The organism is Curtobacterium sp. PhB172 (assembly GCF_003752545.1).
GTDB lineage: Bacteria > Actinomycetota > Actinomycetes > Actinomycetales > Microbacteriaceae > Curtobacterium.
Map to the genome: position 1 here is coordinate 149,573 of NZ_RKIF01000008.1, position 23,225 is coordinate 172,797.

Annotated in this window: 20 protein-coding genes and 1 pseudogene; 11 read left to right on the plus strand and 10 right to left on the minus strand. The window is 71.3% G+C overall.

Features of this window, described 5'->3' with window-relative positions; translation table 11 throughout:
• Positions 1-20: 20 nt before the first annotated feature.
• Together EDF42_RS10360 and EDF42_RS10365 are read right to left on the minus strand one after the other, a co-directional pair.
• Positions 21-953, minus strand: coding sequence for an NADP-dependent oxidoreductase (locus tag EDF42_RS10360; protein ID WP_123672486.1), 933 nt, complete (start codon positions 951-953; stop codon positions 21-23).
• 10 nt (positions 954-963) lie between these two features.
• Complete coding sequence (locus EDF42_RS10365; protein ID WP_185040884.1) at positions 964-2,229, minus strand: ice-binding family protein; 1,266 nt, start codon at positions 2,227-2,229, stop codon at positions 964-966.
• A gap of 186 nt (positions 2,230-2,415) precedes the next feature.
• Here EDF42_RS10365 and EDF42_RS10370 point away from each other — a divergent pair, with 186 nt between their 5' ends.
• Positions 2,416-3,375 carry a diacylglycerol kinase family protein gene (locus EDF42_RS10370; RefSeq protein ID WP_123672270.1) on the plus strand — a complete coding sequence of 320 codons (960 nt, stop codon included), beginning with the start codon at positions 2,416-2,418 and terminating at the stop codon, positions 3,373-3,375.
• A 72-nt stretch (positions 3,376-3,447) separates the two neighbouring features.
• Here the strand turns inward: EDF42_RS10370 and EDF42_RS10375 are convergent, their stop codons facing one another.
• From EDF42_RS10375 to ptsP, 4 genes are all read right to left on the minus strand, one after another.
• The gene (locus tag EDF42_RS10375) at positions 3,448-4,614 is read right to left on the minus strand and encodes a mannitol-1-phosphate 5-dehydrogenase (RefSeq protein WP_123672271.1); all 1,167 of its coding nucleotides are present in this window, start codon (positions 4,612-4,614) and stop codon (positions 3,448-3,450) included.
• Positions 4,611-5,048, minus strand: coding sequence for a PTS sugar transporter subunit IIA (locus tag EDF42_RS19240; protein WP_027466426.1), 438 nt, complete (start codon positions 5,046-5,048; stop codon positions 4,611-4,613). The genes EDF42_RS10375 and EDF42_RS19240 overlap by 4 nt, the downstream gene beginning before the upstream one ends.
• Positions 5,049-5,138: 90 nt before the next feature.
• The gene (locus EDF42_RS10380) at positions 5,139-6,677 is read right to left on the minus strand and encodes a PTS mannitol transporter subunit IICB (protein WP_185047005.1); all 1,539 of its coding nucleotides are present in this window, start codon (positions 6,675-6,677) and stop codon (positions 5,139-5,141) included.
• A 65-nt stretch (positions 6,678-6,742) separates the two neighbouring features.
• Positions 6,743-8,398 carry a phosphoenolpyruvate--protein phosphotransferase gene (ptsP, locus tag EDF42_RS10385; RefSeq protein ID WP_123672272.1) on the minus strand — a complete coding sequence of 552 codons (1,656 nt, stop codon included), beginning with the start codon at positions 8,396-8,398 and terminating at the stop codon, positions 6,743-6,745.
• Between the two features lie 252 nt (positions 8,399-8,650).
• Between ptsP and EDF42_RS10390 the strand changes: the two genes are divergently transcribed.
• From EDF42_RS10390 to EDF42_RS10440, 10 genes and pseudogenes are all read left to right on the plus strand, one after another.
• Positions 8,651-9,421 (plus strand): DeoR/GlpR family DNA-binding transcription regulator, encoded by a 771-nt coding sequence (locus EDF42_RS10390; RefSeq protein ID WP_111086639.1) that lies wholly within the window; start codon positions 8,651-8,653, stop codon positions 9,419-9,421.
• A 69-nt stretch (positions 9,422-9,490) separates the two neighbouring features.
• A complete protein-coding gene (locus tag EDF42_RS10395) occupies positions 9,491-9,763 on the plus strand; it encodes an HPr family phosphocarrier protein (protein ID WP_123338909.1) in 273 nt (90 codons plus the stop codon).
• A gap of 273 nt (positions 9,764-10,036) precedes the next feature.
• Positions 10,037-10,879 carry an exodeoxyribonuclease III gene (locus EDF42_RS10400; protein ID WP_123672273.1) on the plus strand — a complete coding sequence of 281 codons (843 nt, stop codon included), beginning with the start codon at positions 10,037-10,039 and terminating at the stop codon, positions 10,877-10,879.
• A gap of 42 nt (positions 10,880-10,921) precedes the next feature.
• On the plus strand, positions 10,922-11,932 hold the full coding sequence (gene trpS / locus EDF42_RS10405; RefSeq protein WP_111084195.1) for a tryptophan--tRNA ligase: 1,011 nt from the start codon (positions 10,922-10,924) through the stop codon (positions 11,930-11,932).
• A 2-nt stretch (positions 11,933-11,934) separates the two neighbouring features.
• A complete protein-coding gene (locus EDF42_RS10410) occupies positions 11,935-12,492 on the plus strand; it encodes a GNAT family N-acetyltransferase (RefSeq protein WP_185040885.1) in 558 nt (185 codons plus the stop codon).
• Between the two features lie 180 nt (positions 12,493-12,672).
• Positions 12,673-13,797: a bifunctional diaminohydroxyphosphoribosylaminopyrimidine deaminase/5-amino-6-(5-phosphoribosylamino)uracil reductase RibD gene (gene ribD / locus EDF42_RS10420; RefSeq protein WP_260235429.1), complete on the plus strand. Its 1,125-nt coding sequence runs from the start codon at positions 12,673-12,675 to the stop codon at positions 13,795-13,797.
• A 29-nt stretch (positions 13,798-13,826) separates the two neighbouring features.
• Positions 13,827-14,474: pseudogene (gene ribA, locus EDF42_RS10425) on the plus strand (GTP cyclohydrolase II); the annotation flags it as partial.
• A 188-nt stretch (positions 14,475-14,662) separates the two neighbouring features.
• Positions 14,663-16,042 (plus strand): MFS transporter, encoded by a 1,380-nt coding sequence (locus EDF42_RS10430; RefSeq protein WP_123672277.1) that lies wholly within the window; start codon positions 14,663-14,665, stop codon positions 16,040-16,042.
• Between the two features lie 245 nt (positions 16,043-16,287).
• Positions 16,288-16,503, plus strand: a complete 216-nt coding sequence (locus EDF42_RS10435) for a helix-turn-helix domain-containing protein (protein WP_123292166.1) — start codon at positions 16,288-16,290, stop codon at positions 16,501-16,503.
• Between the two features lie 7 nt (positions 16,504-16,510).
• Positions 16,511-18,364 carry an ABC transporter ATP-binding protein gene (locus EDF42_RS10440; RefSeq protein ID WP_123672278.1) on the plus strand — a complete coding sequence of 618 codons (1,854 nt, stop codon included), beginning with the start codon at positions 16,511-16,513 and terminating at the stop codon, positions 18,362-18,364.
• A gap of 19 nt (positions 18,365-18,383) precedes the next feature.
• On the opposite strand, the gene EDF42_RS10445 is transcribed toward EDF42_RS10440, so the two are convergent.
• The 4 genes from EDF42_RS10445 to EDF42_RS10460 all read right to left on the minus strand — a co-directional run bounded on the left by EDF42_RS10445 (position 18,384) and on the right by EDF42_RS10460 (position 23,149).
• Positions 18,384-19,853, minus strand: a complete 1,470-nt coding sequence (locus EDF42_RS10445; protein WP_123672487.1) for an NAD-dependent succinate-semialdehyde dehydrogenase — start codon at positions 19,851-19,853, stop codon at positions 18,384-18,386.
• A 74-nt stretch (positions 19,854-19,927) separates the two neighbouring features.
• Positions 19,928-20,548, minus strand: coding sequence for an isochorismatase family protein (locus tag EDF42_RS10450; protein WP_111084202.1), 621 nt, complete (start codon positions 20,546-20,548; stop codon positions 19,928-19,930).
• Positions 20,549-20,571: 23 nt separating this feature from the next.
• A complete protein-coding gene (gene dacB, locus EDF42_RS18950; RefSeq protein ID WP_185040886.1) occupies positions 20,572-22,080 on the minus strand; it encodes a D-alanyl-D-alanine carboxypeptidase/D-alanyl-D-alanine-endopeptidase in 1,509 nt (502 codons plus the stop codon).
• A 73-nt stretch (positions 22,081-22,153) separates the two neighbouring features.
• Entirely contained in the window at positions 22,154-23,149 is a 996-nt protein-coding gene (locus EDF42_RS10460) for a Gfo/Idh/MocA family protein (protein ID WP_123338902.1), read from the minus strand.
• Positions 23,150-23,225: the final 76 nt, after the last annotated feature.

Consider the following 23,225-nt stretch of genomic DNA (forward strand, 5'->3'; position numbering starts at 1 on the left):
CGACCGGCGCTCCGACCGACTCAGGGCAGCAGTGCCAGCTTGCCGCCGGGGTGCCCGGACTCCAGCAGCTCCGCGGCCGCCTTCGCCTCGGCGAGCGGGAACGTCCGCGCCACCGGCACTTCGAGCTGTCCGGCCCCGGCCAGGTCGATCAGTCGCTGTCGCACGGAGTCGCGGAACGCCTTGCTCGCGGGCTGCGCCCCACCGACTGCGGCGAACCCCGCCTCGGCGGCGCGCGCCTGCGCGGCGATCGTGACGATCCGGTCGCGGTCCGCGACCACGGCGAGCGAGACGTCGACGGCCTCGTCGGTGCCCACGCAGTCCAGTGCCACGTCGATGCCGGAGGGTGCGAGCGACCGGACCCGTACCTCCAGGCCGTCGCCGTACGCGACCCATTCGCCGCCGAAGCGTCGCACGACGTCCGCACCCCGCTCGGAGGCGGTGCCGATGACGCGCGCGCCGAGCAGGCGGAGCTGCTGCAGCAGGCTGACGCCGACTGCTCCGGAGGCACCGTGCACCAGCACGGTGTCGCGGCCCGCGGCACGGGTGACACGCAGCATGTCGGCTGCGGTGGAGCCCGCGAGCAACAGGTTCGCCGCCTCGGCGAAGCCGAGCCCGGCGGGCTTCGCGAAGACGTCCGCCGCCGGGACGGTGAGGGACGACGTCCAACCGCCGGCGACCCGGAACGCCAGGACCTCGTCGCCGACCGCTCCCCCGCCGGACGCGATCGTGGTGTCCGGTCCGACCGCGGTGAGCACGCCGGCGACCTCGTAGCCGACGGGCACCGGCAGGTCGGCCGGGTCGCCCTGCCGCGTGTGCTTCGTGTCGGCGGGGTTCATGCCGGCGGCGCGGACCGCGATGGTGACCTCGCCGGGTCCGGGTGCGGCGACCTCGGTGTCCACGAACTCGAGGACCTCGCTGCCGCCGAACCGCGGTGCCACCCAGTGCTTCGTCATGCGGCCGACGCTACGCCCCGATCCGCCGGCGGTGTGCACGGAGGGTCCGTGCACGGAGCACCATCACGGCGATGCCGGCGAGCAGCATCGCGCCTGCCGCGGCGAGCGGGATCGTCGGGTCGCTGCCGGTGAAGGCCAGTTCCGTCGTGCCGCCGCCGGTGTCGCCGCCACCGATGACCGGGACCGCGGGTGCTGTCGACGTGGGAGCGGTGGGCACGGGAGCCGAAGCGGTCGGCGTCGCCGTGGGCGTCGGTGCCGGCGCACGGACGGTCACGACGTAGGTCTCGGTGTCCGGCGGTGCCGTGCCGTTGTCGACCGTGATCGTCACCGTCGTGGTGCCCGGCGTGGTGGGCGTCCCGGAGATGACACCCGTGTCCGGGTTGATCGTGAGGCCCGGGGGCAGGGTCCCGCCGTCGGAGTACGTGGGTGCCGGGTTGCCCGTCGCGGTGACGGGGAACGAGTACGGCGTGCCCGCGGTGGCGTCGGTCGGCGTGCCCGAGGTGATCGTCGGTGCGACGCTCTCGGACGGCGTGCCGGCAGCCGGGCAGTTGGTCGGACGGGTGATGGTGTTGTCGTCGAGCGTCACCGCAGCGTTCCGGGCGAGCAGCCGGCCCACGACCGTCGCACCCGTCGTCGCCGTCACGGACTGGTCCGCGAGGACGGTGCCCTGGAACTGGGCGGCGCTGCCGATGGTCGCGGAACTGCCGACCTGCCAGAACACGTTGCACGAACTCGCGCCACCGGTGATGACGATCCTCGTGCCGGACCCGATCGTCAGGGTCGACGCGGCCTGGAACACCCAGACCGAGTCTGCGCTGCCGGCCAGGGTCAGCTGGCCGGTGTTCGCGAGCTGCAGCGTGTCGCCGTTGTAGACGCCCGGGCTGAGGCTGAGCCCGTTGAGCTCCTGGAGCCCGGTCCGGGTCGGCGTCAGCGAAGCGGCCACGTTGTACGCGGTCGTGGTGTCCGACTGGGCCTGCGCGGCCGCGGCGTCGGTCTGGTGCACGGTGCCGTTCACGGTCCCGTTGCCGGTGCCGCCGAAGCCGGTGATCGAGGTACCGGGCGAGACGCCGAGGTCACCGTTGACCACGGTCGGCCCGGTGTTCGTCACGGTCTGCGCGCCGAGGACGCCGTAGCTCGCCGCGGTCCCGAGACCGACGGGGCCGTCGATGATGGTGGCGGCCGACGCGGCCGAGGAGGCGCCGAGCGCGAGTACCGCGGCCAACCCGATCCCGGTACTGACGACGACGATGGAACGGAAGATGGGCGATCTGGCCACGGAGGCCCCTGCCTGAGATGGCGAAGAGCCGATCGGACGTCGGAGACACCCGGCGTTCACCGTGTCCCGAGTGTGTTCTGATCACATGCGATCTGCGCTCCGGACTCCCAGTTTCGCCCGGATCAGCCGATGGTGGACAGGATCCGTCCGATCTGGACCGCGACGGCTGTTCGGTATCGTCCTTCCATGCCGCGCGCCGCGATCGTCGTCAACCCGTCCAAGGTCGACCTGCGGGTGCTCCGCAACACCGTCGGGGCCGAGGCGGGCCGGAACGGCTGGGATCCCACGACGTGGTTCGAGACCGCGGCGTCCGACGACGGCCGTGCCGCCGCGCTCGATGCGCTCGCCACCGCGCCGGACGTCGTCCTGGTCGTCGGTGGCGACGGCACACTGCGCGTCGCAGCCGAGGTGCTGCACGGCTCCGGCGTGCCACTCGCCGTGCTCCCCGTCGGCACCGGGAACCTGTACGCCCGGAACCTCCGCATCCCGCTGAACGACGTCGCCGGCTCGGTCCGAGCCGCCTTCAGCGGGACCGATCGGCCGGTCGACCTCGCCTTCGCCGAGCTCACCGACCCGCAGGGCACGACGAATCGCCACGCCTTCCTGGTGATGGCAGGTATCGGCCTCGACGCGAACATGGCGGCCAACACCAACGCGCGGCTCAAGAAGCGGTTCGGCTGGCTCGCGTACTCGGACCCGATCATGCGGTCCGTGATCGGCAACCGGCAGATCGACCTGCGGTACCGCCTCGACGACGGTGACACCCGGACGATGCGGGCGCACACCGTCATCGTCGGCAACTGCGGCACCCTGACCGCCGGCGTCCTGCTGCTGCCCGCCGCGAAGCCGGACGACGGGGTGCTCGACGCGGTCGCGTTCCGCCCCGGTCGGACGGTCGGCTGGGCCGGCGTCGGCTACGGCCTGTCGCTGAACCGCTTCTTCCACCGGACCGGGTTCGGCCGGTTCCTGTCGTGGCTCATCCCGGCCACCCGGACGCTGCGGTACACGAGCGCACGGGTCCTCGACCTCGAGCTGGACCAGCCCGAGCAGGTCCAGCTCGACGGCGACCCGTTCGGCTCCGTGGTGGCGGTGCGGCTGACGGTGGACCACGGCGGACTCACCATCCGGGCGGGGCGGTCGCGGTGACCACGTGAAGACGGGAGGCCCGGTGCCAGCTGGCACCGGGCCTCCCGTCATCACTGGGCCACGTCGAGAGCGTCAGCCGCGCGCGACACGCACCCGGTCCGCGAACGCTGCGTGCAGCGGGTGCTCCGCGGCGAGGCCGGTGATCTGCGTCACCACGTCGGCATCGGACGCGTCCGAGGCCAGGAGCGCCTGCAGTTCGACGCTCTGCTCGTCGTCGGCGACGTCGAAGCGGAGCGCCGCGCCCATCGCGTCGAGCAGTGCGGTCGGCTCGGTGCCGTCCTCGGCCAGCGCCGCGGCGGGCGAGACGAAGCGCTCGTCGCGCGACAGCTTGCGGAGCGGCTGTCGGCCGACGCGCGTCACCGTGTCGGGCAGGTGCGGGTTCTCGAACCGGGCGATGATCGCCTGGACGTAGGCGCGGTGCACCTCGGGGTCGAGCTCGTGGCGGCGGACGAGCAGGTCGCTCGTCTCGGCCAGGACGGACTCGAGCTCGGAACGCACGGCGGGGATCGCGATGGCGTCGGAGATCTTGTCGGCCCCGGCGACGAAGCCGTGGTACGCGACGGTGGCGTGCCCGGTGTTCACCGTGAAGAGCTTCCGCTCGATGGAGGCAGCGAGGCCGTCGACGTAGTGCGCGCCGGGGATCTCCGGCTCGTTGCCGCCGAACGGCGTGCGGTCGATGGCCCACTCGAAGTAGGTCTCGACGGTGACGTCGAGTCCGGCGCCCTCGGGCTGGGCCGGCACGATGCGGTCGACGGCGGTGTTCGCGAAGACGGCCTTCGCGAGCGCCGCGTCACGGCCCTCGGCCGGGAGCGCGCCGACGATGAACTCGCGCAGACGGTCCGTGGCGTTCAGCGCGTTCTCGCACGCCATCACGGCGATGGGCGCAGCGTCCGCGTCGCGCTGCTGCAGCGCCCGTGCGATGACGGGGGCGATGAACTTCAGGACGTTCGGGCCCACCGCGCAGGTGACGATCGCGGCAGCGGCGATCTCGGCGACGACGCCGTCCTCGTCCTGCGCGCTGTTCAGGGCGCGGAAGTTCGTGACCTCGTGGTCCTGCGCTCCGGTGCCGACCTCGTGCACGGTGTACGAGTCGGCGGCGGCGAGGGCGTCGATGAGCGGCGCGGCGACGTCGGCGAAGACGACCTCGTAGCCCGCTTCGTGCAGGAGGAGCCCGACGAAGCCGCGGCCGATGTTGCCGGCACCGAAGTGGACGGCGGTGCCCCGGTCGGTGGTGCTCACTCGTTGACCTCGCCGAGGATCGACAGGATCGCGCTGGTGTCGGCCGCGTCGGTGAGCTTCTGGACCTCGTCCTCGTCGGAGAACACGATCGCGATCTTGGACAGGATGTCGAGGTGCTCGTTGTTCACGCCGGCGATGCCGACGACGAAGCGCACGGGGTTGCCGTCCCAGTCGATCGGGCTGGCGTAGCGGATGAACGACAGCGCGGACGACTTGATGGCGTCCTTCGCGTCGTTCGTGCCGTGCGGGATGGCGAGGAAGTTGCCCATGTACGTGGACACGCTCTTCTCACGCTCGAGCATCGCCGGGTAGTAGTCAGCGGTGACCGCGCCCGCAGCTTCGAGGATCTCGGCCGCCTCCTTCATCGCCTCCGACTTGGTCGGCGCGGTGTCCTCGGTGTGGATCCGGATCTGGCTCTCCTGCAGGACGGGCATCGTGGTTCTCCTTGGTGTTCGAGGACGTGAGGGAGGGGACGGGGATGTCCCCGTCCCCTCCGATACTGCACTTCGTTACTGGTGGTGGCGTTACTGGTTCTTGAGCTGGTCGACGACCTGGTCGTACTGCGGCGCGTTCATGAAGTTGCCGACCGACACGTGCTGCGCGTTCGGGTTCTTCTGCTTGGCGCGGTCCGTCAGTTCTTCCTGCGTGATGATCAGGTCCTCGTCACCGGACAGGTTCGCGATCGCCTTGTTGGTGACCGTGACCCCTTCGATGCCCGCCTTCTTGATCTTGTTGCGCAGGACACTGGCGCCCATCGCACTCGAGCCCATGCCGGCGTCGCAGGCGAACACGAGGTTCTGGACCTTCGTCGCGGTGGCGGTGGTGCCGGCGGCGGCTGCCTCTTCCGAGTTGGCCGGGGCGGTGCCGCCGAAGAGCCCGGCGGTCGCGGCGTTCGCGTCGCGGCCCTTGGTGGCCTGCATCTTGTCGAACGCTGCGGTCATGTCACCGCCGCCGTTGGCGAGGTCGCGCTTGCGGCTGGCCAGCAGGAAGAACGACGCGACCGCGAAGGTGACCGCTGCGGACAGGACGACCGACAGGATGACGCCGACGTAGCTGTCCTTCGCCGTCGCCGTCAGCACGGCGAAGATCGATCCGGGCGATGCCGGGGCGACCAGGCCGGAGCCGAACAGGACGTTCGTGCCGACGCCCGTCGCACCACCGAGGATGACGGCGATGAACAGGACCGGCTTCTGCAGCACGTACGGGAAGTAGATCTCGTGGATGCCACCGAAGAACTGGATGAGGATCGCACCGGGAGCGGTCGAGCGGGCGATGCCGACACCGAAGAAGGTGAAGGCGAGCAGGATGCCCAGACCGGGGCCGGGGTTCGCCTCGAGCAGGAACAGGATCGACTTGCCGGAGTCCTGCACCTGCTGGGCGCCGAGCTGGTCGAGCACACCGTGGTTGATGGCGTTGTTCAGGAAGAACACCTTGGCCGGCTCGATGATGACGCTGGCGAGCGGCAGCAGCGAGTGCTGGACGAGGAAGTTCACCGCGTCGCCGAGGCCCTCGGCGATGAGCTTGAACAGCGGGGCGAGCCAGAAGAACCCGACCATCGCCAGCCCGAAGCCGAGGATGCCGGCCGCGTAGTTGTTGACGAGCATCTCGAAGCCCGGCTTGATCTTGCCGTCCCAGATCTTGTCGATCTGCTTGATGAGGTACGCGCCGAGCGGCCCGCAGATCATCGCGCCGAGGATCATGATCGTGCCGTTGGCGCCGAGGATGACACCCATCGCCATGATCGAGCCGACGACGGCGCCGCGGGTCTCGTAGATCATCCGGCCACCCTGGAAGGCGATCGCGAGCGGGATCAGGTACGTCAGGATCGGGCCGACGAGACCGATGTTGGCCACACCGTCCGTCTCACCGAACCCGCCGAGGATCCCGACGGGGGTCCATCCGGTCTCGATGAAGAAGGCGGTGATCAGGCCCCACGCGATGAAGATCGCGATGTTGGGCATGACCATGCCGGAGAGGAACGTGCCGAACTTCTGAACGGCGACGCGTGCGCCGCCCCGCGACTTCGCGGGTGCGTCGGGCGCTGCAACGGACGACGTTGTCATGTGCGGTGACTTTCTGTGTGGTGGAGCTGCTGCTGGTGCGGACGGGGTGTTGGGGATGGTGCGGCTCAGACGGCGTGCGCGGCCGCTGCGGCGGACTTCGCGGCCGCCGCCGTGGACGCGGCGAGTGCCGCCTGGGCCATCTCGCGGGCCTGCTCGAGCGTGTGCTGACCGAGTTCGGCGCGCACGTCGGCCAGGGCCGCGGGGGTCATGGAGAGGGTGGTGGCGCCGAGGCCGACGAGCACGACGGCGAGCAGCGGGTCGGCTGCGGCCTCACCGCAGATGCCGACGGGCTTGCCCGCGTCGGCACCGGCCGCTCCGAGCTGGGCGACGAGGCGCAGGACGGCGGGGTGCCACGGGTCCTGGTAGGACGCGACGGTGCCGAGCATGCGGTCGGCGGCCATCGTGTACTGGGTCAGGTCGTTCGTGCCGATCGACACGAAGTCCGCGTTCTGGAAGACCTGTTCGGCCATCAGGGCGAGCGACGGCACCTCGGCCATCACGCCGGCGGTGCGGATGCCGAGCTCGCGGGCCAGGGTGACGAAGTACTCGGTCTCCTCGGCGTCGGCGACCATCGGGGCCATGACCCAGAGGTCGGCCTCGGTCGCGGCGTCCGCCTGGGCCAGCGCGACGAGCTGGTCGCGCAGCACCTCGGGGTGGTTGCGCAGCGCACGGAGTCCGCGACGGCCGAGCGCCGGGTTCTCCTCGTCCTTGTCGGTCAGGAACGGCAGCGGCTTGTCGGCACCGGCGTCGAGCGCACGGACGACGACCTTCTTGCCCGGGAACGCGGCGAGGAGCTGACGGTAGGACTCGGTCTGCTCGTCGACGGTCGGCGCCTTCGGCGAGTCGAGGAAGAGGAACTCGGTGCGGAAGAGCCCCACGCCCTCCGCACCGAGAGCAACGGCGCCCGCGGCGTCGGCGGGGCTGCCGAGGTTCGCGAGCAGGGGCACGACGTGGCCGTCGGCCAGGGCACCGGCGGTGAGCGGTGCGGCGGCCGCGGCGAGCCTGTCGGCGATGCGCTGCTCGACGTCGGCCACCAGGGCGTCGGACGGCTCGGTGACGACGGTGCCGGCGACGGCGTCGACGACGATCGACTGCCCGTCGACCAGGTCGTCGGCACCGGTGACGCCGACGATCGCGGTGATGCCCTTGGCGCGGGCGAGGATCGCGGTGTGCGAGGTCGGGCCGCCGTCACGCGTGACCAGCGCGAGGACCTTGTCGAGGTCCAGCAGGGCGGTGTCGGCCGGAGCGAGGTCACGGGCGACGAGGACGAACGGGGTGTCCGACTCGGGGACACCGGGGGCGTGCACGCCACGGAGCTTCGCGATGATGCGCTGGGCGACGTCGTCGAGGTCGGCTGCGCGCTCCCCCATGTAGCCGCCCATGCCGACGAGCAGGTCACGGAACTGCGCGAACGCCTCGTACACGGCACGCTCGGCGTTGGTGCCGCCGTCGATGCGCGTGTGCACGTCGTCGAGGAGGGTCGGGTCCTGCGCCATGAGCGCCTGCGCCTCGAGCACGGCCTGGGCGTCGCCGCCGGCGAGCTGTCCGCGCTTGTTGAGGTCCTCGGCCACCGCGGCCAGTGCGTCGTGCACGGCCTGCTTCGCGTCGTCCGCCGAACCGGTCAGGGCGTCCTTCGACGGTTCGCCGAGCGGGTCCGCCATGCGGAGCACGGGGCCGTGGGCGACGCCGCGGCCGACGCCGGTGCCGAGCAGTTCGGACATTCGAGACTCCTTCATCTCACACGCGCTTGCGGTGGGGTGTTCGTTCGGTGCGCGCACGGCTGAGACGGGACCTCGCCGGTGCGGCTGAGCAGCACACTACCCCGATCCGCGTTGACAAACAAACACATCCGGGGATAAAAATGCAGAAACAGATGCCCGTTTGCGTCTGACGGCCCGCCGCTCCGGCTCGTTTCCGTCGGGTTCGTGCCCGGTCATGTCCGTTCCGTTCCGACCAGGAGACGACGAGGTCCGATGTACGCACCAGAACGCCACCAGCGCATCGTCGAGCAGGCGCGCGCGCAGGGGCGGGTCGACGTCAAGGACCTCGCCGAGCTGCTCGAGGTCACGCCCGAGACCATCCGCCGCGACCTCACCTCGCTGGAGCGACGGGGACTGGTCCGACGTGCCCACGGCGGCGCCATCCCGGTCGAACGCATCACGATCCACCCCGGTGTCGGCGACCGGGGCGGCATCAACCAGGCCGAGAAGATGGTCATCGCCGAGGCCGCGCTCGAGGAGCTGCCGGAGAACGGCTCGATCATGATCGACGCCGGCACCTCCACCATCTGCCTCGCCGAGATGCTGCCGACGGACCGCGGACTCACCGTCGTCACGCATTCCCTCCCCGTCGCGATGGCCGTCGCGAACCGGCCGGGCATCGACCTGCACCTGCTCGGCGGCAACATCCGCAGCGACTCCCTGGCCGGCGTCGGCACGTGGACGCACCAGCTCATCGGCATGGTGAGCGTCGACGTCGCCTTCGTGAGCATCAACGGGATCACCCCGGAGCGCGGCCTGACGACCCACAACATGGCCGAGGCCGCGGTGAAGTCGGCGATGATCAAGTCCGCCCGCCGCAGCATCCTGCTCGCCGACCACACCAAGTTCGGCCGCGAGGAGTTCGGCCGCGTCGCACCCCTCGCCGCCATCGACACGATCATCACCGATCCCGCCGTCAACCTCGACCTGGTCCGCGAGGTCGAAGCCGCCGGCACCGAGGTGTTCTGGCCCGGTCGACCCTGACCGCTCGCCCGACCCACCCATCCGGCGCTCGCTAGCATGAGCGCACCACCCATCGACAGGAGTACATCGATGTCCGAAGCCACCCGCACCGTGACCGTCGCCAGCGCGTCCGGCCTGCACGCGCGCCCCGCGTCCCTCTTCGTCCAGACCGTGACGGCCTCCGGCCACCAGGTCACGATCGCCAAGGGCGACAAGTCCGGCAACGCCGGCAGCATCCTCGCCCTGCTCGGCCTGGGCATCGAGAACGGTGACGAGGTCGGCCTCACCGTGACCGGCGACGACGCCGAGACCACCGCCGACAGCCTGGTCGAGTTCCTGCAGACGGACCACGACGCGGCCTGATCGCGCGGATCCGACGGACGGGAGGCACGGTGCCAGCTGGCACCGTGCCTCTCGTCCGTCGTGCGGTCCCCCGCACTGCCGTGCCCGAGCCCGCCCCGCCCGCCCCGCCCGCCCCGGGGTGCGCCCGCCCCGTTCCCCGAGGTTCCGAAATCTCGTCATCTCGGCGTCCCCCACGTCGGTCTGTGGAACCTCGGCGGACGGCACGCGGCGAGTCGTGGAACCTCGAACCGGTGCGGTCCGGGGCTGTCGGCGCCCGCCGATAAGGTGGTCGGCATGACACGCCTGCGCCTCGCATCCGTCAACGTGAACGGCGTCCGCGCCGCCTTCCGCAAGGGCATGGGCGATTGGCTCGCCACCCGCGACGTCGACGTGCTCGCCCTGCAGGAAGTGCGTGCGTCGAGCGAGGACCTGGCCGGTCTGCTCGGCGACGAGTGGGACATCGTGCACGACCCGGCGACCGCCAAGGGCCGGGCCGGCGTCGCGATCGCCTCGCGACACTCCGCCCAGATCCACCGCGTCGCCCTCGGACCGGACGAGTTCGACTCCGCCGGCCGCTGGCTCGAAGCCGACTACGAGATCGGCGGCACCACGGTCACGGTCGTGTCCACCTACGTGCACTCGGGCGAGGTCGACACCCCCAAGCAGGACGAGAAGTGGAAGTTCCTCGACGCCATGACCGAGCGGCTGCCCGCCCTCCGCGCGCACAACCCACTCGCCGTCGTCGTCGGTGACCTCAACGTCGGGCACGACCAGCGCGACATCAAGAACTGGAAGGGCAACGTCAAGCGAGCGGGCTTCCTGCCGCGCGAGCGTGCCTACTTCTCGCGCTTCTTCGGTGCCGACGGCGAACCGGTCGAGGGCGCTGACGGCTCGACGGGCCCGGGGCTCGGCTGGGTGGACGTCGGGCGTGCGCAGGCCGGCGACGTCGACGGACCGTACACGTGGTGGTCCTGGCGCGGCCAGGCGTTCGACAACGACACCGGCTGGCGCATCGACTACCAGATGTCCACGCCCGACCTCGCGGCGAAGGTCACGGAGTACACGGTCGACCGCGCCGCGGCGTACGACCAGCGATGGTCCGACCACGCCCCCGTGGTCGTCGACTACGAACTCTGATCCCCACTCGTTGCGCTCCACCTGACCCACAGGAACACCACCATGACCAAGACCCGCATCTTCTCGGGCATCCAGCCGTCCGCCGGCTCGCTGCACCTCGGCAACTACGTCGGGGCGCTCATGCAGTGGCGCGACCTGCAGGACGACTTCGACGCCATCTACTGCGTCGTCGACATGCACGCCATCACCTCGCCGCAGGACCCGGCCGAGCTCCGCGCGAGCACCCGGGCGACGGCCGCGCAGTACATCGCGTCGGGCATCGACCCGACGAAGTCGACGCTGTTCGTGCAGTCACACGTGCCGGCCCACGCCGAGCTCGCCTGGGTGCTCAACACCCTCACCGGGTTCGGTGAGGCGAGCCGGATGACCCAGTTCAAGGACAAGTCGGCGCGGCAGGGGTCCGAAGCCGCGTCGGTCGGGCTCTTCACGTACCCGGTCCTGATGGCCGCCGACATCCTGCTGTACGACACCAAGGTCGTGCCGGTCGGCGACGACCAGCGGCAGCACGTCGAGCTCACCCGCGACCTCGCCGGACGCTTCAACTCGCGGTTCGGCGACACGTTCGTCGTGCCCGAGGCCCGGATCGGCACCGAGACGGCGCGCATCTACGACCTGCAGGACCCGACGAGCAAGATGAGCAAGTCGGCGGCGTCCGACAGCGGCCTGATCCGGCTGCTCGACGACCCGAAGCGCACCGCGAAGAAGATCAAGTCGGCCGTCACCGACGACGAGCGCGAGATCCGCTCCGACCGGCAGGCGAAGCCGGGCGTGACGAACCTGCTCGCGATCCTGTCCGCCTTCAGCCGGACCCCCGTCGCCGAGCTCGAGGCATCGTTCGCGGGCAAGGGCTACGGGGACCTCAAGGGCGCGGTCGCCGACGCCGTCGTCGCCGAGCTCGAGCCGGTGCGCACCCGCACGCTCGAGCTGCTCGACGACCCGGCGGAGCTCGACCGACTGCTCGCCGTCGGCGCGGACCGTGCCGAGTCCATCGCGCAGGAGACCCTGGCGCGCGTGTACGACCGGATCGGGTTCGTCCCGCGCTCGCGCGGCTGACCGTGCTGCCGGTCACGCTGGAGTCCGCCCGGGTCCGACTCGACGTCCCGACCCGGGCGGACACCGCGGCGATCACCGACGCCTGTCAGGACCCGGACATCGTCCGCTGGACGACGATCCCCACGCCGTACCGCGAACAGGACGCACGGACCTTCGTCGACGCCCTGGTCGGTCCTGGCTGGGCGTCGGACCGCGAGTACACCTGGGCGATCCGTCGCAGCGGGTCCTCCTGGCTCGAGGGGATCATCGGCTACCGCACCGCCGGCCGCGACCTCGGCTTCTGGCTGGCGCCCTCGGCCCGCGGTGCCGGGTTGATGCACGATGCGGTGGAGCTCGTCGTGGACTGGGCGTTCGAGGACGGTGCTCCGGACGTCTACTGGGAGTGCTACGAGGGCAACACGGCGTCGGCCTCGGTCGCCCGCAGCGCCGGGTTCTCGTTCACCGGCGCCGGGCCCGCCCGGATCCCCGGACGCGACGGCGGGCCGACGACCGCGTGGACCGCCCTGCGCCGAGCCGACGGTGCGCCCGCATCGGACCTCCCGTGGCCCGACGCTCCGTGACGCAGCGCTCCGTGACTCGGCCCCGCGTGACGCAGCGCTCCGTGACTCGGCCCCGCGTGACGCAGCGCTCCGTGACCCGGTCCCGCATGACGCCGCGTTCCCGACGATGACGCGTCACCGATCCACCGCCGGTAGGCTCGATCCGTGAGCGACACGGCACGACCCACCGAGGTCCGGGCGATGCGCCGCGGGCTCGAACTCGCGGCCCTCGGGCCCGTCGTGGGCGACCACGCACGGGTCGGCGCCGTGATCCTCTCCCCCGCCGGCGACGTCCTCGCCGAGGGGTGGCACAAGGGCGCCGGAACCCCGCACGCCGAGGTCGACGCGATGGCGAAGGTCGATCCGGCACAGCTCCGCGGCGCGACGGCCGTCGTCACCCTCGAGCCCTGCAACCACACCGGCCGCACCGGCCCCTGCGCCGTCGCCCTGATCGAGGCCGGGGTCGCCCGTGTCGTGTACGCGATCGACGATCCGGGCGCGGACGTGCACGGCGGTGCCGACCGACTCCGCGTCGCCGGGGTCGACGTCGTGTCCGGTGTGCTCGCCGACGAGGCTGAGGCGTTCCTCGAACGGTGGCTCCTGTCGGTCCGCCTCGGACGCCCGTGGGTGACCGTGAAGTGGGCCTCGAGCCTGGACGGCCGCGCCGCAGCGGCCGACGGCACGAGCAAGTGGATCACCGGCGCCGCAGCCCGACAGCACGTCCACGAGCAGCGTGCCGCGCACGACGCGATCCTGGTCGGCACCGGCACCGTGCTCGCCGACGACCCGAGCCTGACCGCTCGGGGTGACGCGGGTGAACTCCTCGCCGACCAGCCGCTCGCGGTCGTGCTCGGTGACCGCGCCGTCCCCGACGACGCCGCGGTCCGTCGACACCCCCGTGGGCTCGTGACGCTGCCGGGGCACGACCTCGCCGCGTCGCTCGCTGCCCTGCGCGGGCACGGGGTGCACTCGGTGTTCGTCGAGGGCGGCCCCACCGTCGCGTCCGCGCTCATCGCCGCCGGGCTCGTCGACGAGTACCTCGTGTACGTCGCCCCGATCCTGCTCGGCGGACCCCGGGTCGCCCTCGACGACCTCGGGGTGGGAAGCATGTCCGGGCGTCGGCGGTTGGACGTACTATCGACCACCAGCCTGGGCCCTGACCTGCTGGTCCGAGCCCGACCGCAACGCAGCGCGACAGCGCAGCCGCAGGCAGCGCCACCACAGACAGCGCCACCACAGACAGCGCAGCAGCAGACACCGCAGCAGCACGACGCAGCACCCGGGTTCGGAGACGACGGGCCCACGAACGACCGGAGCACCCCATGACCGACGCGCTGACCTCCTCCACCCCGGGCAGCCCCGTCCAGTTCGAGGTGTCGACGAACGTCCCCACCACCCACGGCACGTTCCAGATGCGCGCCTACCGCGACCTCGTGACCGGCGCGGAGCACGTCGCGATCATCGGCGCGCTGCCCGACGGGTCCGCCCCGTCCGACGGCGCCCTGGTCCGCGTGCACTCCGAGTGTCTGACCGGCGAGGCGTTCGGCTCGCTGAAGTGCGAGTGCGGGCCCCAGCTCGACGCCGCGCTCGACACCATCGCTGCCGAAGGCGGGGTGGTGGTCTACCTGCGCGGGCAGGAAGGACGCGGCATCGGGCTCATCAACAAGCTCAAGGCCTACCGCCTGCAGGAGGACGGCCTCGACACGCTCGACGCCAACCTGGCGCTCGGGCTGCCGGCCGACTCCCGTGCGTACGGCGGCGCCGCGGGCATCCTCGCCGAACTCGGGATCACCCGCGTGCGACTGCTCTCGAACAACCCCGAGAAGCGTCGCCAGCTCGAGGAGCACGGCATCACCGTCGAGTCACTCGTGCCGCTGGTGGTCGGTGTCTCGGCGCAGAACGCCGGCTACCTCGACACCAAGCGCGACCGGATGGGGCACCAGTTGCCCGCCCACCTCGAGGCCGGCGCCGGGGCGGGCGCCAGCGCAGGAGCCGCCAGCTGACTCTGGGCTGATTCGCAGGTGGGCGACATCTGTCGTACGATGTTGTCTTCCGTCACAAGCGGTCCCCCACCAACCGAACGCACCCGATCGGTGCCCGCGCCACCCTGCGCGAACCGATCGGTGTCCGCCGTTTCGGGTATCCGTGCTCCCTACCAGGAGTGCGCACCACGGAAGACCACACGACACCCATGACCGCCGCACCGGCACCAGCAACCCCGACCTCAGCTCCGGCACCAGCAGGCAACCCGCGCTCGCGCGTCGTCATCGCCAGTCTCGTCGGCACCTCGATCGAGTTCTACGACTTCTACGTCTACGCGACGGCCGCGGTCCTCGTCTTCCCGACGCTGTTCTTCCCGAACGAGGACCCCACGGCATCGCAGCTGTCGTCGTTCGTGACGTTCGCCCTCGCCTTCTTCGCGCGGCCGATCGGGTCGATCATCTTCGGGCACTTCGGTGACCGGGTGGGCCGCAAGACCACCCTCGTCGCGTCGCTGCTCGTCATGGGCACCGCGACGTTCCTGATCGGCTGCCTGCCGACGTTCAGCACCATCGGCGTGTGGGCACCGGTCCTGCTCGCCGTGATGCGCTTCGCCCAGGGCGTCGGCCTCGGCGGCGAGTGGTCCGGTGCGGCACTGCTCGCCACCGAGAACGCCCCCAAGGGCAAGCGCGGCGTCTTCGGCTCGATGCCGCAGCTCGGCGCACCGATCGGCTTCCTGCTCGCGAACGGCCTGTTCATCGCGATCAACGCCGCGATGCCCGCCGGTGCCGACGGCACCCCGAACGCCGACTTCCAGGCGTGGGGCTGGCGCATCCCGTTCCTGCTCTCCTCGGTCCTGGTCATCGTCGGGCTCTACGTGCGCTTCAAGCTCGTCGAGTCGCCGGTGTTCCGCGGCGTGCAGGAGTCCGGCACGGTCGCGAAGATCCCGCTGGGCCGGGTGTTCCGCACCTCGTGGAAGGCGCTCATCGTCGGCACGTTCGGCATGGTCGCGACGTACGTCCTCTTCTACTTCATGACCACGTTCACGCTGTCGTACGGCACCACCGGTGCCGAGGCCGGTCCGCTCGTCCCGAAGGTCGGCCTCGGCTACAGCCGCGGTGAGTTCCTGACGCTGCTCATGATCGGCGTCGTGTTCTTCGGCATCTTCACCCCGATCGCCGGAATCCTGGCCGACAAGTTCGGGCGCCGGAAGACCCTCATCCCGACCACGATCGGCATCGCGCTGTTCGGTCTGACGTTCCAGTTCTGGTTCGCGGCGTCGCAGGGTCCGATCACGGTGGTGACGTTCCTGATCGTCGGCCTGTCCCTGATGGGGCTGACCTTCGGGCCGATGGGTGCGCTGCTGCCGGAGCTGTTCCCGACGAACGTCCGGTACACCGGCTCGGCGATCGCGTACAACGTCGCGTCGATCCTCGGTGCCTCGCTCGCACCGACGATCGCCCTGGCGCTGTGGCAGGCCGACGGCAACATCTTCCTGGTCGGGCTGTACCTGACGATCGCCGCCGTCGTGACGCTCGTCGCGCTGCTCTTCGTCCGCGAGACGAAGAGCGAGGACTTCACCGACGCCTGAAACGCGACCACCTGATGGACGGGAGGCCCGGTGCCAGCTGGCACCGGGCCTCCCGTCCGTCGTGCGCGCACGCCCACTTCCCGGCGCGAGACGCCGTCGTGTCGGCGAGACGCCGCCGAATGCGGCGGCGTCTCGCGAACTCGGAGGCGTCGAACGAAGCCGCCGGCGTCTCCGATGCCGACACACCGACCCTGTCCGTCAACTCAGGTTGACAGTTGTCGGCGCGTCAATGTAGGTTGACACCCATGGACCGACCGACCATCACGAGCCTCGCGGCCGGAGCCTCCGGGGACGACCCGTTCTCCGCCCTCGCCAACGTGCGCGAGCTCCGCCGTGAACTCGACCGGACCGAAGAGCTCGCTGCCCGTGCCGCCCGGAACGCCGGGGCGTCGTGGCAGGAGATCGCGACCCTGCTCGGTGTCAGCCGACAGGCAGTGCACAAGAAGTACGGCAGAAACTAGGAACACGATGAGTCTCCCCTTCGCGCGCCCCAAGAAGACCGACGGCCCCCGCGCCACCTTCGGCCGCCTGTTGTCCTACCTGTTCGAGAACAAGCCGGCGATGGTCGTCATCATCGTGCTGAGCATCCTCGGCGCCGGGGCGTCGCTCGCGCAGCCGCTGCTCGTCAACCAGGTCGTCACGGCGGTGCAGCAGGGCAACACGCTCAGCACGCTCGTCTGGCTGCTCGTCGGACTCGTCCTGGTCGCCGGCGTCCTGAACGGTGTGCAGCACTTCCTGCTCCAGCGTGCGGGCGAGGGCGTCGTGCTCTCCACGCGCCGCAAGCTCATCGCCCGCATCCTCAACCTGCCGATCTCGGAGTTCGACACCCGTCGCACCGGCGACCTGGTGTCCCGCGTCGGCAGCGACACCACGCTCCTGCGCGCCGTGCTGACCCAGGGCCTGATCGAGTCGATCGGCGGCGCCCTCACGTTCATCGGCGCGATCATCGCGATGGCGATCATCGACCCGCTGCTGCTCGTGATCGTGGTCGTCATCGTCCTGGTCGCGATCGTGGTCGTCGGCGGACTGAGCCGGCGCATCCGGGTCGCGTCGAAGCGTGCGCAGGAGAAGGTCGGCGACCTGACCGCGGCGGTCGAGCGCGGCATCGGCGCCGTCCGCACCATCCGCGCGGCGGGTGCCACCGAGCGCGAGGTGCACGAGGTCGACGGACACGCGACCGAGGCCTACCAGCGCGGCCTCGACATCGCGAAGATGTCCGCGTTCGTCGTGCCGGTCGCGAGCATCGTCATGCAGGTGGCGTTCATCGCCGTGCTCGGCGTCGGCGGGGCCCAGGTCGCCGCGGGCACCATCACCATCGCCACGCTCATCACGTTCATCCTGCTGCTCTTCATGATGATCATGCCGCTCGGCCAGGCGATGGGCGCCGCTGTCGCGGTCGCCCAGGCGCTCGGTGCGCTCGGCCGGATCGAGGAGATCCTGCACCTGCCGACCGAGGCGCAGGACGACGCCGCTGCGCGCCCCGCCGCCGCGGTCGCCTCCGACGACGCCATCACGTTCGAGCACGTCACGTTCCGGTACACGGCTGCAGCGGATGCGTCCGGTCCGGACGGCGCCGTCGCGTCCGGCGCGGTGGATCGACCGGGAGGCCCGGATCGCCTCGCCGACGAACGTCCGGCCGACGACGTGGTGCTCCACGACGTGTCGTTCCGCGTTCCCCGCGGCTCGCGGGTCGCACTCGTGGGTCCGTCGGGTGCTGGCAAGTCGACGACCCTCGCCCTGATCGAGCGGTTCTACGACCCGACCGAGGGCGTCATCCGGCTCGGTGGCATCGACGTCCGGGGCATGGACCGCCAGGAGCTCCGCGCCCAGATCGGCTACGTCGAGCAGGACGCACCGGTACTCGCTGGCACCATCCGCGCGAACCTGCTGCTCGGTTCGCCGGATGCGACCGAGGACGACTGCGTCCGCGTGCTCGAGGCGGTCAACCTCGGCGAGGTCCTGCACCGCGACCCGCGTGGACTCGACGCCCAGGTCGGCGAGGACGGCGTGATGCTCTCGGGCGGAGAGCGTCAACGGCTGGCCATCGCCCGCGCCCTGCTCGCCGCTCCCCCGATCCTGCTGCTCGACGAGTCGACGTCGTCGCTCGACGGCGTGAACGAGCAGAAGATGCGGCTGGCGATCGATGCCGTCGCCGAGGACCGCACCCTGCTCGTCATCGCGCACCGCCTGTCCACCGTGGTCGACTCCGACGTCATCGTCGTGCTCGAGCACGGCCGGGTCGTCGGCGCCGGCACGCACTCCGAGCTCGTCGAGTCGACGCCGCTCTACCGCGACCTGGCGAAGCACCAGCTGCTGGTCTGAGCCCCGCCGTCGGGCCCGTTCAGGCGGCGAACGGGTCCGGGGTGAGCACGTACACGGTCTCGAGGTACTCCTCGATGCCCTCGTGCGAACCCTCGCGGCCGAGACCGGACGACTTCACCCCGCCGAACGGGAACGCTGCGTTCGACACGACGCCGGTGTTCAGCCCGAGCATCCCGGTCTCCAGGCGTTCGGCGAGCCGCTGCCCGCGCGGGAAGTCCGTCGTGAACGCGTAGGCGATGAGCCCGAACTCGGTGTCGTTGGCGAGCCGGATGCCCTCGTCCTCGGTCGCGAAGCGGGTGATCGACACGACCGGTCCGAAGATCTCGGTCGTCAGGATCTCCGACCCCGGCTGCACGTCGTCGAGCACCGTGGGCGCGTAGTAGGTGCCGGGCCGCTCGACGCGGTGTCCGCCGGTGACGAGCCGCGCGCCGCGGGTGACCGCGTCGTCGACGAGGCCGGCAGCCTTGTCCACTGCACGGTCGTCGATGAGCGGCCCCATCGTCGTGCCGTCCTCGGTGCCCCGGCCGATGCGGAGCGCGTCGACCTTCGCGGTGAGGGCGGCCACGAACGCGTCGGCGATGCCCTCCTGCACGAAGAACCGGTTGGCGGCCGTGCAGGCCTCGCCGACGTTCCGGAACTTCGCGAGCATCGCAGCGGTGACGGCGGCGTCGAGGTCGGCGTCGTCGAACACCAGCAAGGGGGCGTTGCCGCCGAGCTCCATGCTCGTCTTGAGCACGTTGTCCGCCGCCTGCTTGAGGAGCGCGGACCCGACCGGCGTCGACCCGGTGAAGGTGAGCTTGCGGAGGCGGCGGTCGGCGATGATCGGCTCGGACAGGCCCTTGGCGTCGAGGGACGGCACCACGTTGAGCACGCCGTCCGGCAGCCCGGCACGGCGGAACAGCTCGACCAGGAACAGCGTGGTCAGCGGCGTGAGGTCCGCCGGCTTCACGACGACCGTGCAGCCGGCCGCCAGTGCGGGGCCGATCTTGCGGGTCGCCATGGCGAGGGGGAAGTTCCACGGGGTGATCGCGTACACCGGGCCGACCGGACGCTTCAGGACGATCGCGCGTCCGGTGCCCTCGGGGTTGGTGCGGTAGTCGCCGCCGATGCGGACGGCCTCCTCCGAGAACCAGCGGAGGAACTCGCCGCCGTAGACCACCTCGCCGCGGGCCTCGGCCAGGGGCTTGCCCATCTCGAGCGTCATCAGGGCAGCCAGGTCGTCCTCGTGCGCGCGGACCAGGTCGAACGCACGGCGCAGCAAGTCGGAGCGCTGGCGCGGTGCGGTGGCCGCCCACTCCTGCTGCGCGGCGACCGCGGCGTCGAGCGCGGCGATGCCGTCCTCGGGGGTGGCGTCGGCGACCTCGGCCAACACGTCGCCGGTCGAGGGGTCGCGGACGGCGAACGTCGCGCCGCTCGCCGACGGGCGCCAGGACCCGCCGATGAACAGGCCGGTCGGGACGCCGTGCACGGTGACGTGGTCGTCGCCCACGGTCGCGGTGAGGTCGCCGGTCGTGCCGCTCTTGCCGGTGTCGGTCTCGGTGCTGGTGTCGGTGTTGGTCTCGGTCACAGCTGAGCTCCTCCGGGGTTCGCAAGCCCCTCGTCCATGTCGCTGCGGTCGACGTGCCCGCCGGCCGCTCGGATGTCGTCGAGCGCGCGGGCGCTGCGCTCGTCGTCGACGCCGGCCACCAGGTCCTCGTAGACCGCGACGTCGATGCCGGCAGCACGGGCGTCGAGGGCCGAGGCCCGGACGCAGTGGTCGGTGGCGATGCCGACGATGTCGACGGAGTGCACCCGGTGCTCGGTCAGGATCTCCGGCAACGGCACGCCCGCCTCGGTCCGTGCCTGGAACGCCGAGTAGTCCGGCGTGCCCTGGCCCTTGAAGACGTCGACGTCGATCGGCTCGGTGTCGAGCTCCGGGTGGTACTCGGCGCCCGGTGTGCCGGCCACGCAGTGCACAGGCCACGTGTCGACGAAGTCGGGGCCCTCGGGTCCGGCGAAGTGTCCGCCGTTGTCGTCGTCGCCGTGGTGCCAGTCGCGGGAGCCGACGATCAGGTCGTACTCCTCGGCGTGCCGGCCGAGGAACGCGCTGATCCGTTCCGCGAGGGCCGCGCCCCCGGTGACACCGAGCGCACCGCCCTCGGTGAAGTCGTTCTGGACATCGACGATGAGGAGAGCCCGTGCCATGGGCCCATCCAACACCCGGTGACTCAGGAGTCGGTGAGCTTGCTCCCGCACGAGTAGGCCGCCGCGGTCACCGCGTCGAGCGCCGGCAGCGCGGCCGCGCGCGACGACCCGATGGCGTAGAACGCGAAGGTCAGGCGCGATCCGTCTGCGGCGTCGATGTACCCGCCGAGGGTGTTCGCGCTGTCGATCCACCCGGTCTTCGCGTGCACCTTGCCGCGGGCGACGGCGTTCGCACCGGTGAAGCGGCTGGCCAGCGTGCCGGACTGCCCCGACACGGGCAGGGCATTCGCGAGGGTACCGAGGCCCTTCGCACCGGCGGCGACCTGCACCATGAGATGAGCGACGAAGTTCGGCGACACCGCGTTGGCGGCGCTCTCGCCCGAGCCGTCCTTGATGACGATGCCGGCCGGGTCGACGCCGTAGGAACCGAGCGCCGACCGGTACACCGAGGTCAGCGACGCCGCCGACCCGTTCGAGCCGGACTCCTTCGACGACACCCGGGCGAGCATCTCGGCGAGGGTGTTGTCCGAGTTCGGGATCATCTGCCCGATCAGCGTCGACACCGGCTGCGAGGACACCGTCGCGATGGTGTTCGTGCTCGTCGTGGCGCGCTTGACGATCTGTGCCGACCCCGCCCCGGCGACCCCGGCGTTCGCCAGTGCCGTCCGGAACGCGGTGCCCGCACGGCCGACCGGGTCCTCGGACCGGGGCGAGGTCGCCGCGGCCGGGTTCGCCCGGTCACCGTCGACCATGAGCGCCGTCACCTTCGGCTGGTACCCGATGGTGCGCTCGGACACCGGCCACGTGGGGTCCCACGCGTCGGCGTCGCTCCAGTACGTGTCGTCGGTGACGATGGTGGTGACGGGGGTGTCGCCGACCGTCGCCTTGACCTGCTGGGCGAGCTGCGCGAGCGTCGGGGCCCCCGGGTAGACCGTGCCGTTGCCGGCCGACAGGGTGGCGTCGCCGTGCCCGACCAGCGCGATGGTCCCGCCGGACTCCTGCGTGACCGTGGTCGGGATGCGGTGGTCGCCGCCGAGCACCGCGAGCGCCGTCGCCGTCGTCAGGGTCTTCATGACGCTGCCGGTCTGGGCAGCCTTGTCGCCGTCCTTCGAGAACAGGACCTCGCCGGTCTTCGCGTCCATGACGTACCCCTCGAACGCGCCGAGACCGCTCGCCGATGCCGCACCGGCGATCGAGCAGGTGCGCAGGGCGGACGGGCCCGCCGGGTCCTTCGGCACGGCGCGGGCGTCCGGGGTCGGTGTCGGCGTGCTCGTCGGTCGCTTCGTGGTGGCGGTCGACCGGCTCGGCGTCGCGGTCGCGGTCGACGTGGTCTCCCGCGCGGCCGTCGTGCCCGTGTCCGGTGTCATCGCCGCGGCGACCGCGACGGCCCCGCCCGAACCGACCACGAGCAGGGCTGCGAGCCCACCGGCGATCCAGGGCACCGGGCGGCGCACGGCGGAGGCGCGCGCGGCGGCGACGGCGGCGCGGAGACGCTCCGGTACGGAAGGCGGGGTGGGCTGCTGCTCGGACATCGCGACCGATCCTACGGAACTGCGGCAGGAGCCTCCAGGCCGGATCGTCCCGATGTGGACGACGCGACCCGGATCAGGGCGCTGTGGAGGGGTCGTCCGCCGGGTAGTGCACGCCGACCTGGCGGCGGGCCTCGTCCATGACGGCCATGATCGCGACCGACTGTTCGGCGTCCATCGGACCGCCCTCGTGCACGCCGGACGTGACCATCGCCTCGAACGCGCGCGCCTCGTGGCCGTAGCCGGCCAGCTCCTCACGCGCGTCGAACTCCTCGACCACGACACCGTCGCGGTCCCGGATCCGCCACGTTGTCGGGGTGTACCAGGTCGAGTCGACGTCGATGCGCCCCGATTCGCCGATGACCGAGGCCGTGTTCGGGCTGCGCACGTCCATCCCGAAGTGGATCACCGACTGCGCACCGCCCTCGTGCGTCAGGACGATGCCCATCTGCGTGTCGACGCCCTGCTCGCTCAGCGTGCCGGCCGCGACGAGCGAGGTGGGCACGCCCAGCACGTCGACGGCGAAGGACACCGGGTACACGCCCAGGTCCAGCAGGGCTCCACCGCCCAGGGCGGGATCGCGCAGCCGGTGCGACGGGTCGGTGGGCAGGGCCTGGTGGTGCGTCGCCTCGACGAGCACCGGCCGGCCGATGCGCCCCTCGGCCAGGACCTCGCGGATCATCGCCATCTGCGGCAGGAACCGGGTCCACATCGCCTCGGTCACCGCGACGCCCGCTCGACGGGCGGCATCGACCACGGTCCGCGCCTCGGCCGCCGTCATCGTGAAGGCCTTCTCGACGAGGACGTGCTTGCCGGCGCGGATCGCGAGCAGGGCGTCCTCGGCGTGCCGGACGTGCGGGGTCGCGACGTACACGGCGTCGACCGTGTCGTCGGCGACGAGGTCCTCGTAGGAGCCGTGCGCCCGTGGGATGCCGAACTCCGCCGCGAACGCCTCGGCACCGTCGCGGGTGCGGCTGCCGACCGCCGTGAACTCGATGCCCGCGGCGACGCAGTCGCCCACGAAGGACCGGGCGATGCCGCCCGTGCCGATGACTCCCCAGCGAACCGTCATGCGGCCATGTCTACCAGGACCGGCCGCAGCACTTTGGTATGGACTCCACGGGTGATTGCCAGCTAACGTGCTGCGA

Coding starts and splice junctions, on each gene's coding strand:
- dacB (WP_185040886.1), bottom strand. CDS start 22,080: ATGTCCGAGCAGCAGCCCACCCCGCCTTCCGTACCGGAGCGTCTCCGC.
- EDF42_RS10435 (WP_123292166.1), top strand. CDS start 16,288: ATGGACCGACCGACCATCACGAGCCTCGCGGCCGGAGCCTCCGGGGAC.
- EDF42_RS10400 (WP_123672273.1), top strand. CDS start 10,037: ATGACACGCCTGCGCCTCGCATCCGTCAACGTGAACGGCGTCCGCGCC.
- EDF42_RS10395 (WP_123338909.1), top strand. CDS start 9,491: ATGTCCGAAGCCACCCGCACCGTGACCGTCGCCAGCGCGTCCGGCCTG.
- EDF42_RS10380 (WP_185047005.1), bottom strand. CDS start 6,677: ATGACAACGTCGTCCGTTGCAGCGCCCGACGCACCCGCGAAGTCGCGG.
- ptsP (WP_123672272.1), bottom strand. CDS start 8,398: ATGTCCGAACTGCTCGGCACCGGCGTCGGCCGCGGCGTCGCCCACGGC.
- EDF42_RS10360 (WP_123672486.1), bottom strand. CDS start 953: ATGACGAAGCACTGGGTGGCACCGCGGTTCGGCGGCAGCGAGGTCCTC.
- EDF42_RS10430 (WP_123672277.1), top strand. CDS start 14,663: ATGACCGCCGCACCGGCACCAGCAACCCCGACCTCAGCTCCGGCACCA.
- EDF42_RS10390 (WP_111086639.1), top strand. CDS start 8,651: ATGTACGCACCAGAACGCCACCAGCGCATCGTCGAGCAGGCGCGCGCG.
- EDF42_RS10450 (WP_111084202.1), bottom strand. CDS start 20,548: ATGGCACGGGCTCTCCTCATCGTCGATGTCCAGAACGACTTCACCGAG.
- EDF42_RS10440 (WP_123672278.1), top strand. CDS start 16,511: ATGAGTCTCCCCTTCGCGCGCCCCAAGAAGACCGACGGCCCCCGCGCC.
- EDF42_RS10370 (WP_123672270.1), top strand. CDS start 2,416: ATGCCGCGCGCCGCGATCGTCGTCAACCCGTCCAAGGTCGACCTGCGG.
- ribD (WP_260235429.1), top strand. CDS start 12,673: ATGCGCCGCGGGCTCGAACTCGCGGCCCTCGGGCCCGTCGTGGGCGAC.
- EDF42_RS10460 (WP_123338902.1), bottom strand. CDS start 23,149: ATGACGGTTCGCTGGGGAGTCATCGGCACGGGCGGCATCGCCCGGTCC.
- trpS (WP_111084195.1), top strand. CDS start 10,922: ATGACCAAGACCCGCATCTTCTCGGGCATCCAGCCGTCCGCCGGCTCG.
- EDF42_RS19240 (WP_027466426.1), bottom strand. CDS start 5,048: ATGCCCGTCCTGCAGGAGAGCCAGATCCGGATCCACACCGAGGACACC.